The 14,368-nt window shown below is 71.0% G+C and carries 11 protein-coding genes; 4 read left to right on the forward strand and 7 right to left on the reverse strand.

Going from position 1 to position 14,368, the window contains the following annotated elements; genetic code table 11:
- Positions 1–152: 152 nt before the first annotated feature.
- The gene (locus ABZ079_RS26565) at positions 153–362 is read left to right on the forward strand and encodes an HTH domain-containing protein (RefSeq protein WP_073889424.1); all 210 of its coding nucleotides are present in this window, start codon (positions 153–155) and stop codon (positions 360–362) included.
- A complete protein-coding gene (locus tag ABZ079_RS26570; RefSeq protein WP_356941959.1) occupies positions 362–928 on the forward strand; it encodes a Clp protease N-terminal domain-containing protein in 567 nt (188 codons plus the stop codon). The genes ABZ079_RS26565 and ABZ079_RS26570 overlap by 1 nt, the downstream gene beginning before the upstream one ends.
- Positions 929–1,019: 91 nt before the next feature.
- Here the strand turns inward: ABZ079_RS26570 and ABZ079_RS26575 are convergent, their stop codons facing one another.
- The 7 genes from ABZ079_RS26575 to ABZ079_RS26605 all read right to left on the reverse strand — a co-directional run bounded on the left by ABZ079_RS26575 (position 1,020) and on the right by ABZ079_RS26605 (position 10,340).
- Positions 1,020–2,084: a PadR family transcriptional regulator gene (locus tag ABZ079_RS26575; RefSeq protein WP_356941960.1), complete on the reverse strand. Its 1,065-nt coding sequence runs from the start codon at positions 2,082–2,084 to the stop codon at positions 1,020–1,022.
- 1 nt (position 2,085) lies between these two features.
- Positions 2,086–3,066, reverse strand: a complete 981-nt coding sequence (locus ABZ079_RS26580) for a hypothetical protein (protein WP_356941961.1) — start codon at positions 3,064–3,066, stop codon at positions 2,086–2,088.
- A gap of 187 nt (positions 3,067–3,253) precedes the next feature.
- On the reverse strand, positions 3,254–3,433 hold the full coding sequence (locus ABZ079_RS26585) for a DUF6104 family protein (RefSeq protein ID WP_028420339.1): 180 nt from the start codon (positions 3,431–3,433) through the stop codon (positions 3,254–3,256).
- 124 nt (positions 3,434–3,557) lie between these two features.
- Positions 3,558–7,394 (reverse strand): multifunctional oxoglutarate decarboxylase/oxoglutarate dehydrogenase thiamine pyrophosphate-binding subunit/dihydrolipoyllysine-residue succinyltransferase subunit, encoded by a 3,837-nt coding sequence (locus ABZ079_RS26590; RefSeq protein ID WP_356941962.1) that lies wholly within the window; start codon positions 7,392–7,394, stop codon positions 3,558–3,560.
- A gap of 303 nt (positions 7,395–7,697) precedes the next feature.
- Complete coding sequence (locus ABZ079_RS26595) at positions 7,698–8,813, reverse strand: HAMP domain-containing sensor histidine kinase (protein WP_356941963.1); 1,116 nt, start codon at positions 8,811–8,813, stop codon at positions 7,698–7,700.
- Positions 8,810–9,550 carry a response regulator transcription factor gene (locus ABZ079_RS26600; RefSeq protein ID WP_014674952.1) on the reverse strand — a complete coding sequence of 247 codons (741 nt, stop codon included), beginning with the start codon at positions 9,548–9,550 and terminating at the stop codon, positions 8,810–8,812. The genes ABZ079_RS26595 and ABZ079_RS26600 overlap by 4 nt, the downstream gene beginning before the upstream one ends.
- 112 nt (positions 9,551–9,662) lie before the next feature.
- A complete protein-coding gene (locus ABZ079_RS26605) occupies positions 9,663–10,340 on the reverse strand; it encodes a spermidine synthase (protein WP_356941964.1) in 678 nt (225 codons plus the stop codon).
- A gap of 292 nt (positions 10,341–10,632) precedes the next feature.
- Here ABZ079_RS26605 and ABZ079_RS26610 point away from each other — a divergent pair, with 292 nt between their 5' ends.
- Positions 10,633–11,454: a rhomboid-like protein gene (locus ABZ079_RS26610; protein WP_356941965.1), complete on the forward strand. Its 822-nt coding sequence runs from the start codon at positions 10,633–10,635 to the stop codon at positions 11,452–11,454.
- A gap of 394 nt (positions 11,455–11,848) precedes the next feature.
- Positions 11,849–14,269 carry an endopeptidase La gene (gene lon, locus ABZ079_RS26615; protein ID WP_356941966.1) on the forward strand — a complete coding sequence of 807 codons (2,421 nt, stop codon included), beginning with the start codon at positions 11,849–11,851 and terminating at the stop codon, positions 14,267–14,269.
- The last annotated feature ends 99 nt before the right edge of the window (positions 14,270–14,368 follow it).

Here is a 14,368-nt window from a genome sequence, read left to right on the forward strand (position 1 = left end):
ACTCCTCAGGTCTCCTCAGGCTGAAAGGGCTGAAAGGGCTGGAAGGGCTGGGAAGGGCTGTCAGGCGGGTCCGGGGTGCCGGACCCGCCTTCTTCACGGCGCGGATGTCAACTAAGGTTGACATGGAGCTTCCGTCAACGTAGGTTGACATCATGACGGAAGCAACGGATCTCGCCGAGCGCGCAGGCGATCGAGACCCGCGGGTCGGACTGCGGGCCGTGGCCGCGCTGCGCAGACTGCTGGAGCAGCTGGAGGCGGTGCAGGTGCGCAATGCGCGCAATCAGGGCTGGTCGTGGCAGGAGATCGCCGCGGAGCTCGGTGTCAGCAGGCAGGCCGTGCACAAGAAGTACGGGAGGCGTTGATGTTCGAGCGGTTCACGAAGGACGCCCGGGCCGTGGTCAAGGGGTCTTTCACGCACGCGGAGGGGGATGGGGCGCGGTCTGTCGGTGCCGAGCATCTGCTGCTCGCTCTCCTCGACCGGGAGGGCAGCCGGGCGTCCTTCGCGCTGTCCGCCCTGGGGCTCGCCGAGCGCCGGGAGCCGGTGCGGCGGGCCCTGGCGGAGGCGCGGCGGCGTGCGGGGCTGACCCGGGCGGACGCGGACGCGCTGGCGGGGCTGGGGATCGATGTGTCGGAGGTCGTGGCCCGGGTCGAGGAGGCGCACGGCGTCGGGGCCATGTCCGGGGACTGGGACGGTGGAGGCCGGGGCCGGGGGGACGGGCGTCGGCTGAGTTTCGGCCGGGGGGCGAAGGATGTGCTGGAGAAGGCCCTGCGGGTTGCTCTCGGCCGCCGGGAGAGGCACATCGGGGATGAGCATCTGCTGTTGGCGCTGACTGTCCTGCCGGGGGTGGCGGGCGAGGTGCTGGCCGACGTGGGGGTGTCGTACGAGGCGGTGACGCGGGTGCTGAACGGGGAGGCCGGGGCCGGGTGACCGGGGTTTTCGCCCACCCCCAGCCGACTCGGTCGGCTGGGGGCGGGCCGCTCGGGGCTGGAAGGCCCGGGCTGGTCCGCCGGCGGCGGGGTCAGGGAGTCGGGGGGCGGAGCAGGGATGTGATGCGGGCCGCAGCCGCGGAGAGGTGATGGCGGGCGTCGCGCAACTGGCTGGCGGTGATGCCGTGGTCGCGGGCCGTGTCGCGGATGTCGTCGCGGAAGCGGTCCAAGAGTCGGTCCAGGTCACGGGCCGGATCGCCCGTGAAGTCCGCGTGGGCCCAGGAGGGTTCGTAAGCGGCCGGGAAGTCCTCCGGAGTGGAGGGGTGGTCCGGTTCGGGGCCGGGCGTGGACCCGGCCGTGCCCTCGGGGGTGCGGCCGAAGGGCCAGTCCTTGCCGAACTCCTTGCCGAGGCCCTTTCCGAACTCGCCGAAGTCCTTCGCCAGTTCGGTCAGGCCCTCGCGGACGCCGGTCGGCCAGTCGCCGCGGGTGAAGTGGTCCTGGACGCGGTCCTGGACCCGCCGGGCGATCCGCTGCATCTCCGCCTCCGCCTGTGCCCGTGCCCGGGCCTGGGCCTCCTGGGCCTGGCGACGGGCCTGCTGGGCCTCCTCGCGGGCCCGGCGACTCTCGTCCTTGGCGCGGCGGGCCTGCTCCTTCCACTCCTGCTTGACCCGGCGCATCTCCTCCTCGGCGGCGCGCCAGGCCTCCTTGTCACCGATGCCGCCGAACTCCCCGGAAGGGCCCGCCGGGCCTCCTGCCGCCGTGGTGCCCCGACGGGCCTCGGAGGCCGCCGCCCGCATCTCGCGGCGCAGGTCGCCCGCCGCGCCGCGCACATCGGCCCTCATCTCGGCGGCCAGCTCCGCGACCGACTCGCGGATCTCCAGCTCCAGGTCGGCCAGCTCACCGCTGCGGTCGGCCAGTTCGGCGCGGCCGGCGTCCGTGATGGAGTACACCTTGCGGCCGCCCTCGGTGGTGTGCCGGACCAGGCCCTCGGCCTCCAGCTTGGCCAGGCGGGGGTAGACCGTACCCGCCGAGGGGGCGTACAGCCCCTGGAAGCGCTCCTCCAGGAGCCTGATCACCTCGTAGCCGTGGCGCGGGGCCTCGTCGAGCAGCTTGAGCAGGTACAGGCGGAGGCGGCCGTGGGCGAAGACGGGAGGCATGTCAGAGCACCTTCTTGTCGGTCGTGCCGTCGGCCGGGGTGTCGGTGGGGTCGGCGCCCCGGCCGGAGACGGAATTGTCCCCCGGAGCGGCCGGCGCGGTGTCGACCGGGTCGGGTGTGGGGCCGGCGCCGGGGTTCCGTGGGGGCTCGGCCTCCCAGGGGGTGCTCTCCCCGTCCTCGCGGGTCGGGCGGCGCAGCAGGGCGATGGAACCGGAGACCGTGGTGGCCCGGAGCCTGCCGGTGCCCGCGCCGAGCCGGCCGGTGATCTGGTGGGCGCCCCACTGGCCGTGCACCCGCAGTCCGTCGAAAGCGCTGGAGATCGTGCCGCTCGCCGTGTTCGCCACGACCTCGGCGTCCGCCGGGTGGGGCAGGCGGATGGCGATCTCGCCGGAGACGCTGGTGAGGCTGACCTCCGTGGGGCCGTCCGGGTCCAGGTCCACGATCATGGAGCCGCTGACGGAGTCGGCGCGGACGGAGGGGCCGGAGCCCTCGACCACGGTCAGGTCTCCCGAGACCGAGTGGAACCGCAGGTCGCCGGTGACCGCCTGGGCCTCCAGGTTCCCCGAGACGGTCTCCGCGCGGACGGGGCCCGCGACGCCGACCAGGGTGGTGTCGCCGGTCACTCCCCTGATCACCGCCGGGCCGCGGATGCCGGAGACGACCGCGCCGGCGCCGACCACGCCCACCTCCACGCGCGTGCCGGCGGGGACCGCCAGGGAGACGACCGCACTGCGCCGCCAGCCCTTGCGGTCGAGCCATTTCAGGAAGCCCTTCCAGGGCAGATCGTCGTAGGCCACCGTGAGGACGCCGCGCCTCTGGGTGATCACCAGGGGTGGGCCCTCGATGTCCGAGACCTCCAGGCGTGCGGAACCTTCGTCCGTGCCCACCACGTTCACCGTTCCGTTGACGATGCGGACGTGCAGGTCGCTCACGGCGGTGTCGAAGGTGAGCTTCTGGGGCTCGGTGACGCTCCACTCGGACATGGATGTCCTCCTCGGCGGGATCCGGCCAGGACACGCCATATCGCGTCCTCTCAAAGACACGATATATCGCGGTTGCCGGAAGTCAAGACACTCACGAGGCACGCAGAACGGGGCGCCGTACAGGCGCCCCGCAGTCAGACCGCTGATGGACGACCTACCCGTCGTCCGCTTCGTCGTCCTACTCGTCCTACTCGTCGTCCTCGTCGTCCAACCGGGCGAGCCAGGTCGCCAGGCGCTCCACCGGCACCTCGAAGTCCGGGTTCAGGTCGACGAACGTCCGCAGCTGTTCGGCGAGCCACTCGAAGGTGATCTCCTCCTCACCGCGCCGCTTCTCCAGTTCTTCAATGCCTCGGTCGGTGAAGTACACAGATGCTCTCCTGTGGGTCGGCCATGGGCCAGGGTTCTACGGAGCCAGCGTATGCGGAGGAAGGGCCCGGCCCCGAGTCCGTGGGGACTCGGGGCCGGGCCCCTCAGCGCGTGTGCCGGAGGCCCTACGCCTCGAACACCTCACGCACCAGCTGCTCCTGCTCGGCCTGGTGGCGCTTGGCGGAGCCCACCGCCGGGGAGGAGCCGTGCGGACGCGAGATACGCCGCAGACGCTCGCCCGCCGGGATGTCCGCGCCGACCGCCAGGTCCAGGTGGTCGATCAGGTTGAGCGCGATGAACGGCCAGGCACCCTGGTTCGCCGGCTCCTCCTGCGCCCACAGGTACTTCTCGGCGTTCGGGTACTTGTTGACCTCCGCCTGGAGCTCGGCACCCGGCAGCGGGTACAGGCGCTCGATGCGGATGATCGCCGTGTCCGTGACGCCGCGCTTCTGCCGCTCGGCCTCGAGGTCGTAGTAGACCTTGCCGGCGCAGAAGACGACCTTGCGGACCGCGGCCGGGTCGACCGAGCCGTCCCCGATGACCGGGCGGAACTGCCCCGTGGTGAACTCCTCCGCCTTCGAGGCCGCGGCCTTCAGGCGCAGCATCGACTTCGGGGTGAAGACGACCAGCGGCTTGTGGTGCGGGTTGTGCACCTGCCACCGCAGGAGGTGGAAGTAGTTCGACGGGAGCGTGGGCATGGCCACCGTCATGTTGTTCTGGGCGCAGAGCTGGAGGAACCGCTCGGGACGCGCGGACGAGTGGTCCGGTCCCTGGCCCTCGTAGCCGTGCGGCAGCAGCAGGGTGACGCCGGAGGTCTGGCCCCACTTCTGCTCGGCCGAGGAGATGAACTCGTCGACGACCGTCTGGGCGCCGTTGACGAAGTCGCCGAACTGCGCCTCCCACATCACGAGGGCGTCGGGGCGGGCCAGCGAGTAGCCGTACTCGAAGCCCATCGCCGCGTACTCGGAGAGCAGGGAGTTGTAGACGTTCAGGCGGGCCTGGTCCTCGGAGAGGTAGTGCAGCGGGGTGTACTCCTCGCCGGTCTCCCGGTCGATCAGCACCGCGTGGCGCTGGCCGAAGGTGCCGCGCTGGGAGTCCTGGCCCGCCAGGCGGACCGGGGTGCCCTCCAGCAGCAGGGAGCCGATGGCGAGGGTCTCGCCCATGCCCCAGTCGATCGTGCCGTCCTCGACCATCGCCGCACGGCGCTGCAGCTGCGGCTGCAGACGCGGGTGAACGGTGATGTGGTCCGGGACGTTGACCTGGGACTCGGCGATCCGCTTGACGACCTCCGCGGAGACCGCGGTCGGGACCGCGACCGGGAAGCCGTCCTGCGGCGCCTGGACGTCACCCGCGACCGGCTGCGAGGTGGCCTCGCGGACCTCCGTGAAGACCTTCTCCAGCTGGCCCTGGTAGTCCTGCAGGGCCTGCTCGGCCTCTTCCAGGGTGATGTCGCCCCGACCGATGAGGGACTCGGTGTAGAGCTTGCGCACCGAGCGCTTCTTGTCGATCAGGTCGTACATCAGCGGCTGGGTGAAGGCCGGGTTGTCCGACTCGTTGTGACCGCGGCGGCGGTAGCAGATGAGGTCGATCACCACGTCCTTGTTGAACGCCTGGCGGAACTCGAAGGCCAGACGGGCGACGCGCACCACGGCCTCGGGGTCGTCGCCGTTCACGTGGAAGATCGGGGCCTCGATCATGCGGGCCACGTCCGTCGCGTACATGGAGGAACGCGAGGACTCGGGGGCGGCGGTGAAGCCGACCTGGTTGTTGATGACGATGTGGACCGTGCCGCCGGTGCGGTATCCGCGCAGCTGCGACATGTTCAGGGTCTCGGCCACCACGCCCTGGCCCGCGAAGGCCGCGTCGCCGTGGATCGCCACCGGCAGGACCGTGAAGTCCGTACCGCCCTTGTTGATGATGTCCTGCTTGGCGCGCGCGACACCCTCGAGGACCGGGTCGACCGCCTCGAGGTGGGAGGGGTTCGCGACCAGGCTGACCTTGATCTGCTCGCCGTCCAGGCCCGTGAAGGTGCCCTCGGCGCCCAGGTGGTACTTCACGTCGCCGGAGCCGTGCATCGACTTCGGGTCGAGGTTGCCCTCGAACTCGCGGAAGATCTGCGCGTACGACTTGCCGACGATGTTCGCCAGGACGTTCAGGCGGCCACGGTGGGCCATGCCGATGACGACCTCGTCCAGCCGGGACTCGGCCGCGGAGTCGATCACCGCGTCGAGCAGCGGGATGACGGACTCGCCGCCCTCCAGCGAGAAGCGCTTCTGGCCGACGTACTTGGTCTGCAGGAAGGTCTCGAAGGCCTCCGCCGCGTTCAGGCGGCGCAGGATGCGCAGCTGCTCCTCGCGCTCCGGCTTGGAGTGCGGGCGCTCCACCCGGTCCTGGATCCACTTGCGCTGCTTGGGGTCCTGGATGTGCATGAACTCGATGCCGGTGGTGCGGCAGTACGAGTCGCGCAGCACGCCGAGGATGTCACGCAGCTTCATCATCGACTTGCCGGCGAAGCCGCCGACGGCGAACTCGCGCTCCAGGTCCCACAGGGTGAGACCGTGCTCGATGATGTCCAGGTCGGGGTGCTTGCGCTGGCGGTACTCCAGCGGGTCGGTGTCGGCCATGACGTGGCCGCGGACCCGGTAGGAGTGGATCAGCTCGAAGACGCGGGCGGCCTTGGTGACGTCGTCGTCGTGGCTGGCGTCGATGTCCCGGAGCCAGCGGACCGGCTCGTAGGGGATGCGCAGGGCCTCGAAGATGTCGTCGTAGAAGCCGTTCTCGCCGAGCAGAAGGTTCGCGACCTGGCGGAGGAACTCGCCGGAGGCGGCGCCCTGGATCACCCGGTGGTCGTAGGTCGACGTGAGCGTCATGACCTTCGAGATGCCGAGCTTGTTCAGGGTGTCCTGACTGGTGCCCTGGAACTCCGCCGGGTAGTCCATGGAGCCGACGCCCATGATCACGGACTGGCCGGGCATCAGACGCGGCACGGAGTGGACGGTGCCGAGGCCGCCAGGGTTGGTCAGGGAGACCGTGACTCCGGTGAAGTCGTCCATCGTCAGCTTGCCGTCGCGGGCACGGCGGACGATGTCCTCGTAGGCCTGCCAGAACTCGAAGAAGTTCAGCGTCTCGGCCTTCTTGATGGCGGCCACGACGAGCTGGCGGTCGCCGTTGGGCTTCACCAGGTCGATGGCCAGGCCGAGGTTGACGTGCGGCGGCTTGATGAGGGTCGGCTTGCCGTCCTTCTCACCGAACGACCAGTTCATCGCCGGCATGGCCTTGATGGCCTGCACCATCGCGTAGCCGATGACGTGCGTGAAGGAGATCTTCCCGCCGCGGGCGCGCTTGAGGTGGTTGTTGATGACGATGCGGTTGTCGAACAGCAGCTTCACCGGGACCGCGCGGACCGAGGTGGCGGTCGGCAGCTCCAGTGAGGCGTTCATGTTCTTCGCGACCGCGGCGGCCGGGCCGCGCAGCGTGATCAGCTCCGGGCCGTCGGGGGCCTGAGCGGCGGGGGCGGCCTTGGCCTTCGGCTGAGCGGGCGCCTGTGCGGGCTGCGCCGGCTTGGCCGGGGCGGGGGCGGCCTGTGCCGCGGGGGCCGGAGCCGCTGCGGGCTTCGGGGCCGCGGGGGCCGGAGCCGCGGGCTGGGCCTGCGGGGCCGACGGGGTTCCCCCCGCGCGAGCGGAGTCGAGCGTGGGGGAGGTGGTCTCTGCGGCCCCCGCGGCCGCAGTACCCGCCGGAGCCGGGGTGGCAGGAGCCCCCGGCTTGTAATCGGCGAAGAAGTCCCACCAGGCGCGGTCTACAGAATTCGGGTCCTGGAGGTACTGCTGATAGATCTCGTCGACGAGCCACTCGTTCGGACCGAACGCGGCAGCGGGGTTCTTCCCGGCTTGGTCGTCGGTCGTGGGGGCACCGCCCGGCCGAAGGCTGGGGGAGCTCGAGTTACTGGGGGACTGTGGCGACACGGCGGCAACCGCCCTCTTCCGCTTCACAAGGTGATGGACAGCGGGAATAAAGGCTACGCCTCCAAGACCGCGAAGGTCAGGTCGGGCCCGTTCATCGTCGTGTAAGTCACATCGGAAATCTTGTTTTAGGGCTTGATATGGCGGGAAACAAGCGTGGTTCCGCAGGTGAGAGGGTGCACCGGCATCGGCCCGGCGCGTCTTCGTTCGACGGGTGGCGCGGGCCTGCCCCTGATCACACGTGTCCAGCCGCACGGGAACGGCAGCGACCGTCGTGGATCTTGTGCTTCCGGTTCGAACCCTACGTCAACTCGGGACGGAAGACGGTCCCGGAAGGGTGACGATGATCCGGCAGCCCCGCTCGGACTCGGCCACACCGATCCGGCCGCCGTGCAGATCCACCGCCCACCGGGCGATCGCGAGCCCGAGTCCCGTACCGCCGTCGCTGCCCGGTCCGTGCGGCCGGGTCACCACTCCGCGGTTGAACCGCTCGAACACCCGGTGCCACTCCGACCGGGGGATACCGGGGCCCTCGTCCAGGACCTCCAGCTCCAGCGACTCCCGCTGCGGCCCGCGCCGCGCCTTCACCGTCACGCGGCCGTGCGGCGGGCTGTGCTTGACCGCGTTGTCGATCAGGTTCGCGACGACCTGGTGGATGCGCTCGGGGTCCGCGTGCGCGGTCAGCTCCGGTGGCGAGACGTCGAGGTGCAGATGGACGTCCGTCCGCGTGTGGCTGCCGGAGCCGGAGGCGATGCCCGCGCGCGCGGAGGCGACCATGTTGGCCTCCTTCAGTACGCCCGACAGGTACGGCCACACCTCGAACCGCCGCGTCTTCAGCGGCACGACGCCGTTGTCGAGGCGGGAGAGGTCCAGCAGCGTCTCCACGAGCCGGCCGAGCCGCTCGGTCTGCTTCAGGGCCGTGCGCATGGTCTCCGGGTCGGCCTCGGTGACCCCGTCGACGATGTTCTCCAGCACCGCGCGCAGCCCGGCGATCGGGGTGCGCAGCTCGTGCGAGACGTTCGCCACCAGCTCTTTGCGCTGCCGGTCCTGGGCCTCCAGCTCGTCGGCCATGACGTTGATCGTCCCGGCCAGGTCGCCGAGTTCGTCCCGGCGGTTCTCCTTCACGCGGCGCGTGTAGTCGCCCTGCGAGATCGAGCGGGCGACCGTGTTCATCTCGTCCAGCGGCATGGTGAGCGAGTGCGCCACGAACTGCGTTATCAGCAGTGTGGCGATCATCGAGAAGACCGTGATGAAGCGCAGCTCCGTCTTGGTGTGCACCGCGATCATCGACAGACCGGTGGTGATCAGCACCGAGATGACGACCAGCGCGCCCAGCTTGGTCTTGATCGAGAACGGGCGTACGCCGCCCCAGGGTCCCTCCCCGGGGCTCCTCCGTGCGGCCTGGCGCCCGGCACCGCTCATGGTGTCGGCGTCTCCAGGGCGTAGCCCACGCCGTGCACCGTGCGGATGCGTTCGGCGCCGATCTTCCGCCGCAGCGCCTTGATGTGGCTGTCGACCGTGCGGGTGCCCGAGGCGTCCGCCCAGTCCCACACCTCGGCCAGCAGCTGCTCGCGGGAGAGCACCGCGCGCGGGGTGTTCGCCAGGCACACCAGCAGGTCGAACTCGGTGGGCGTCAGATGGACGTCCTCGGACTTCACCCGCACCCGGCGCTGCGCGTGGTCGATCTCCAGCTCACCGAGGCGCAGGATCCCGCTGCGCGGCGTCGTGGCGGCGAGCGCGGCACGCTCCACGCGCCGCAGCAGCACATGCACGCGTGCCGCCAGCTCCCGCATGGAGAACGGCTTGGTCATGTAGTCGTCGGCACCCACGCCGAGCCCGACCAGCATGTCGGTCTCGTCGTCCCGCGCCGTGAGCATCAGCACCGGCACCGGCCGCTGCGCCTGCACCCGCCGGCAGACCTCGAGCCCGTCGAAGCCGGGCAGCATGATGTCGAGGATCAGCAGGTCGGGCTGCCAGGCCTCGGCCGTGTCGACGGCGGCCGGACCATCGGCCGCGGTTTGCACGAGAAATCCCTCGGCGCGGAGCCGGGCCGCGATGGCGTCGACGATCGTCGGGTCGTCCTCGACGACCAGCACCCGGCGCTGTGCGCCCGGGGTGGTCGTCGCCGCGCCGCTCTGGGAGGTGTGTGTCTGCTCCATCGCCCGCCCCTGTTGTTGCTTTCCGGAATCCGTGGGGTGATCCCATGTCTGCGATTGACGCTTGAATGATCTGCGTCAGGGCAGCACATTACGGGGACTCACCGCGCTGTCGCTATCCAGGTCGGACGCCGAGGTGCACGGCGTCCGGAACGCCCCGGGCAACGGGCACCTCTTCGGTACGCACCTGCCGGAACCCGGCATTCCGCATGGTTCCTTCAAATTCCGGAGAGGGCCTCGCCGACCACACCGCGAACACCCCGCCGGGCCTCAACACCCTTGCGCATGCGAGGAGTCCGGCCGTCGAGTAGAGGCCGTCGTTGTCCTCGGTGACGGTCCAGGCCGGGCCGTTGTCGATGTCGAGACACAGTGCGTCGAACGTGTCTGATGTCTCATTGACGTACGACACGAGATCGGCTTCCACGATCTCGGTGCGGGGATCGGCGAGCGCGGCGGCGGACAGCTCGGACAAGGGCCCGTGGTGATGCCAGCCGATGACGGCGGGCTCCCGCTCCACGACGACGATCCGCCCCCAGCGCGGGTCGGCGGCCGCGTGTGCGAGCGAGAACCCCACGCCCAGCCCCCCGATCAGCACGTCCGGCGCCGGGCGCCCGTCCAGGGCGGCGTAAGCGGCGTCGACCAGCAGCCGCTCCGAGCGGCCGTCGGAGGTGTCCATCAGGAAGCAGCCGTTGGCGATGATCTGGAGCAGCGCACCGTGTCTGCGCAGGACCACTTCGCCGTACGGGCCGTGGCGCCGGTCCAGGACCACGGGTGAGTCGTGCACGGCAGTCATGCGCTCATCCTGCTCGAACCGGGCTTGGTATTCACGGGAATTACGGATGCCGGGGCAAACGGGCCGGCGGATCCCGTGGTGACCGCACAGGGGTGCGAGCCGGGCGCGGGGGTACCCGTCGTGGGGCGTGAGGACCTGCTCGGTGCGCGGGGCTTCGCGAAAGCGGGCCGACGGGACACGGACGCAGCCGGAGCGTAAGAGGTTGCTGTGAATCCGCTCTCGCGTGGCCTCGGTCATAGACAGCGGCCCGTTGAACCCGAAGGGTAGGGCGCGACGGAAGGAGCGCCTCACCGTGGAACGGATCGCGACGGGCCCTGCGACGGCCGCGTCACCGCCCCTGCCGGGTACGCCCCTTGCCGACGGCACCACCGCCCTCCCGGCCCCCGCGATCGCCGGGCTGCTGGACGGCGTGCCGCGCCAGCGCGGGGCGACGGCGCCCGCCCCGGCACCGGTCGAAGCGGGTCCGGCCGTCCCGGCGCCGCGCTGGTGGCGTCTGGCGCCCACTCCGGCCGGCACCCCGTTCACCTTCGCCTACGCGGCCGTCCTGGTCGTCACCTCCCTGGTCGCGGCTCTGGCCGACCCCGGACTCGTGCACACCCTCCACCGGAACTCCAGTACGGACGTGGCCCATCTGCTGCGCACGCCCGTACCGGTGCTGCTGGCGAGCGCCGTATGGATCGCGGGTGGGATCGTCTCTCCGTACGCGCTGGCCTTCGTGCTCGTGCTCACCGCGCTGGAGCGGCGGATAGGCGGGATCCGCACGGCCTGCGTGTTCCTCGCCGGGCACGTCCTGGCCACGCTCGCCACCGAGGTCCCGGTGGGCCTGGCGGTCCTGTTCGGGCACCTTCCGGAGACCTCACTGCACCGTCTCGACTACGGCATCAGCTTCGGCGTCGCCGCCAGCATCGGAGCCCTGGCCGGCCTGCTCGGACCATGGCTGCGCTGGCCCCTGCTCGCCCTGGTGGGCGGCGCGCTCCTCAATGACCTGATCGCCTTTCAGGACCCGATGACCAACTGGGGCCACCTCATCGCCCTCACGCTCGGTGTCGCCGGCTGGCCGCTGGTCCGGCGCTGGCAGCGGACCGCCACGGTGGTTTCCCCGCTTCCCCGGTGAACCTCCGCCGCAGGGCGGAGAGCTGCCTCGGCCGCGGCGCGGTACCGCGGGCGTGACGTGACCTCTCGAAGCTCGCGACGCCGTGCGCGCCGCGGGTCGCCACGCGGTCCTCCCCCACGTGGCGGACGGCATACGCGTCATGGGTCGCGCGCACGGGGACGACTGGCTGGGCGGCGATCCCTCGGGGGCGTACGCGGCGGAGGCCGAGGCCATGGACGGGACCCCGTGGCATCAACTCCCGGCGGCCGACCGCAAGGGCCGCGGGGCACTGCATGACCTGCGAAAACAGGCGCGTCGTCAACTGATCGCTCACAGCGAACAAGGGATCGGGAACATTGGCGGAGCGCCATGCATTGAGTCGGCATAGCTCAAGTTGACTGCCTAAGGGGAGATCATGGCTGCTGAGTCCACGGCGTTCACGCTCGTCCTGCCCGTGCTGCCGCTCGACGACGAGGTCGTGCTGCCCGGGATGGTGGTTCCGCTGGACCTGAGCGACGCCGAGGTCCGTGCCGCGGTGGAGGCAGCGCAGGCCGCCGCCCGGTCGGAGCCCGGGAAGCCCAAGGTGCTGCTGGTGCCGCGCATCGACGGCACGTACGCGAAGACCGGTGTGCTGGGCACGGTGGAGCAGGTCGGCCGGCTGGCCGACGGTGACCCGGGGGCTCTCATACGCGGCCGGAGCCGGGTACGCATCGGCGCCGGCACCACCGGCCCCGGCGCGGCGCTCTGGGTGGAGGGCGCGCGCATCGACGAGAGCGTGCCCGACCCGCTGCCGGGTCAGGCCGCGGAACTCGTCAAGGAGTACAAGGCGCTCGCCACCGCCTGGCTGAAGAAGCGCGGCGCCTGGCAGGTCGTGGACCGCGTCCAGGCCATCGACGACGTCTCCGCGCTCGCCGACAACTCCGGTTACTCGCCGTTCCTCACCACCGAGCAGAAGGTCGAACTGCTCGAGACCGCCGACCCGGTGGCCCGACTCAAGCTCGCCACGCAGCAGCTGCGGGACCACCTCGCCGAGCAGGAGGTGGCCGAGACCATCGCCAAGGACGTCCAGGAGGGCGTCGACAAGCAGCAGCGGGAGTTCCTGCTGCGCCGTCAGCTCGAGGCCGTCCGCAAGGAGCTGCGCGAGCTGAACGGCGAGCAGGAGGGTGAGGAGTCCGACGACTACCGCTCCCGCGTGGAGGCCGCCGATCTGCCGGAGAAGGTCCGCGAGGCCGCCCTGAAGGAGGTCGACAAGCTGGAGCGGGCCTCCGACCAGTCGCCCGAGGGCTCCTGGATCCGCACCTGGCTGGACACCGTCCTGGAGATGCCGTGGAACGAGCGGACCGAGGACGCCTACGACATCCAGGGCGCCAAGGCCGTCCTCGACGCCGAGCACGCCGGACTCGAGGACGTGAAGGAGCGCATCACCGAGTACCTGGCGGTGCGCAAGCGGCGCGGCGACCGGGGTCTGGGTGTCATCGGCGGGCGGCGCGGCGGTGCCGTGCTGGCCCTCGTCGGCCCGCCCGGTGTCGGCAAGACCAGCCTCGGTGAGTCCGTCGCGCACGCGATGGGGCGCAAGTTCGTGCGGGTCGCCCTCGGCGGCGTCCGGGACGAGGCCGAGGTCCGCGGCCACCGGCGTACGTACGTCGGCGCGCTGCCCGGCCGGATCGTGCGCGCCATCAAGGAGGCCGGGTCCATGAACCCGGTGGTCCTGCTGGACGAGATCGACAAGGTGGGCTCCGATTTCCGCGGCGACCCGGCCGCGGCCCTGCTGGAGGTTCTGGACCCGGCGCAGAACCACACCTTCCGGGACCACTACCTGGAGGTCGAACTCGACCTGTCCGACGTGGTCTTCCTCGCCACCGCCAACGTCCTGGAGGCCATCCCGGAGGCTTTGGCGGACCGTATGGAGATCGTCCGCCTGGACGGCTACACCGAGGACGAGAAGGTCGTCATCGCCCGTGACCACCTGCTCCCGCGCCAGCTGGAGCGGGCCGGCCTGGACAAGGACGAGGTCACCCTCGACGAGAGCGCGCTGCGCAAGCTCGCCGGCGAGTACACCCGCGAGGCGGGCGTGCGCACCCTGGAGCGGTCCCTCGCGCGGCTGCTGCGCAAGGTCGCCGCTCAGCACGAACTGGGTGAGCGCGAGCTGCCGTTCACCGTGCGGGACGAGGACCTGCGCGGACTGATCGGGCGCCCGCACCATGTGCCCGAGTCCGCCCAGGACCCGGCCGAGCGCCGCACGGCCGTCCCCGGTGTGGCCACCGGCCTCGCGGTCACCGGCGCCGGTGGCGACGTGCTCTTCGTCGAGGCGTCCCTCGCCGACCCGGAGACCGGCGCGGCCGGCCTGACCCTGACCGGTCAGCTGGGCGACGTGATGAAGGAGTCGGCGCAGATCGCGCTGAGTTTCCTGCGTAGTCACGGCGCCGAACTGGAGCTGCCCGTGGGCGACCTGAAGGACCGGGGCGTGCACATCCACTTCCCGGCGGGCGCGGTCCCGAAGGACGGCCCGAGCGCCGGCATCACGATGACGACGGCCCTCGCGTCGCTCCTGTCCGGCCGCCTGGTCCGCACGGACGTGGCCATGACCGGCGAGGTCTCGCTGACCGGCCGGGTGCTGCCCATCGGCGGCGTGAAGCAGAAGCTGCTCGCCGCCCACCGCGCCGGGGTGACCACCGTGATCATCCCCAAGCGCAACGAGCCGGACCTGGACGACGTCCCGGCCGAGGTGCTGGACAAGCTCGACGTCCACGCCGTGACCGACGTCCGCCAGGTCCTGGAGCTGGCGCTCGCGCCCGCCACGAACGGCGCGACGCCGGAGGTTCCCGTGGCGGCGTGACGGACGTCATGGGATGAGTGAAGGCCCGGGTCCCCTGAGGGAGGCCCGGGCCTTCGCCGGCCGGGTCCCGTGCCCTGTCCCCTGTGCCCACCCGAGCCG

It is taken from the genome of Streptomyces sp. NPDC006314, assembly GCF_040613075.1.
In the GTDB taxonomy this organism is placed as follows: domain Bacteria; phylum Actinomycetota; class Actinomycetes; order Streptomycetales; family Streptomycetaceae; genus Streptomyces.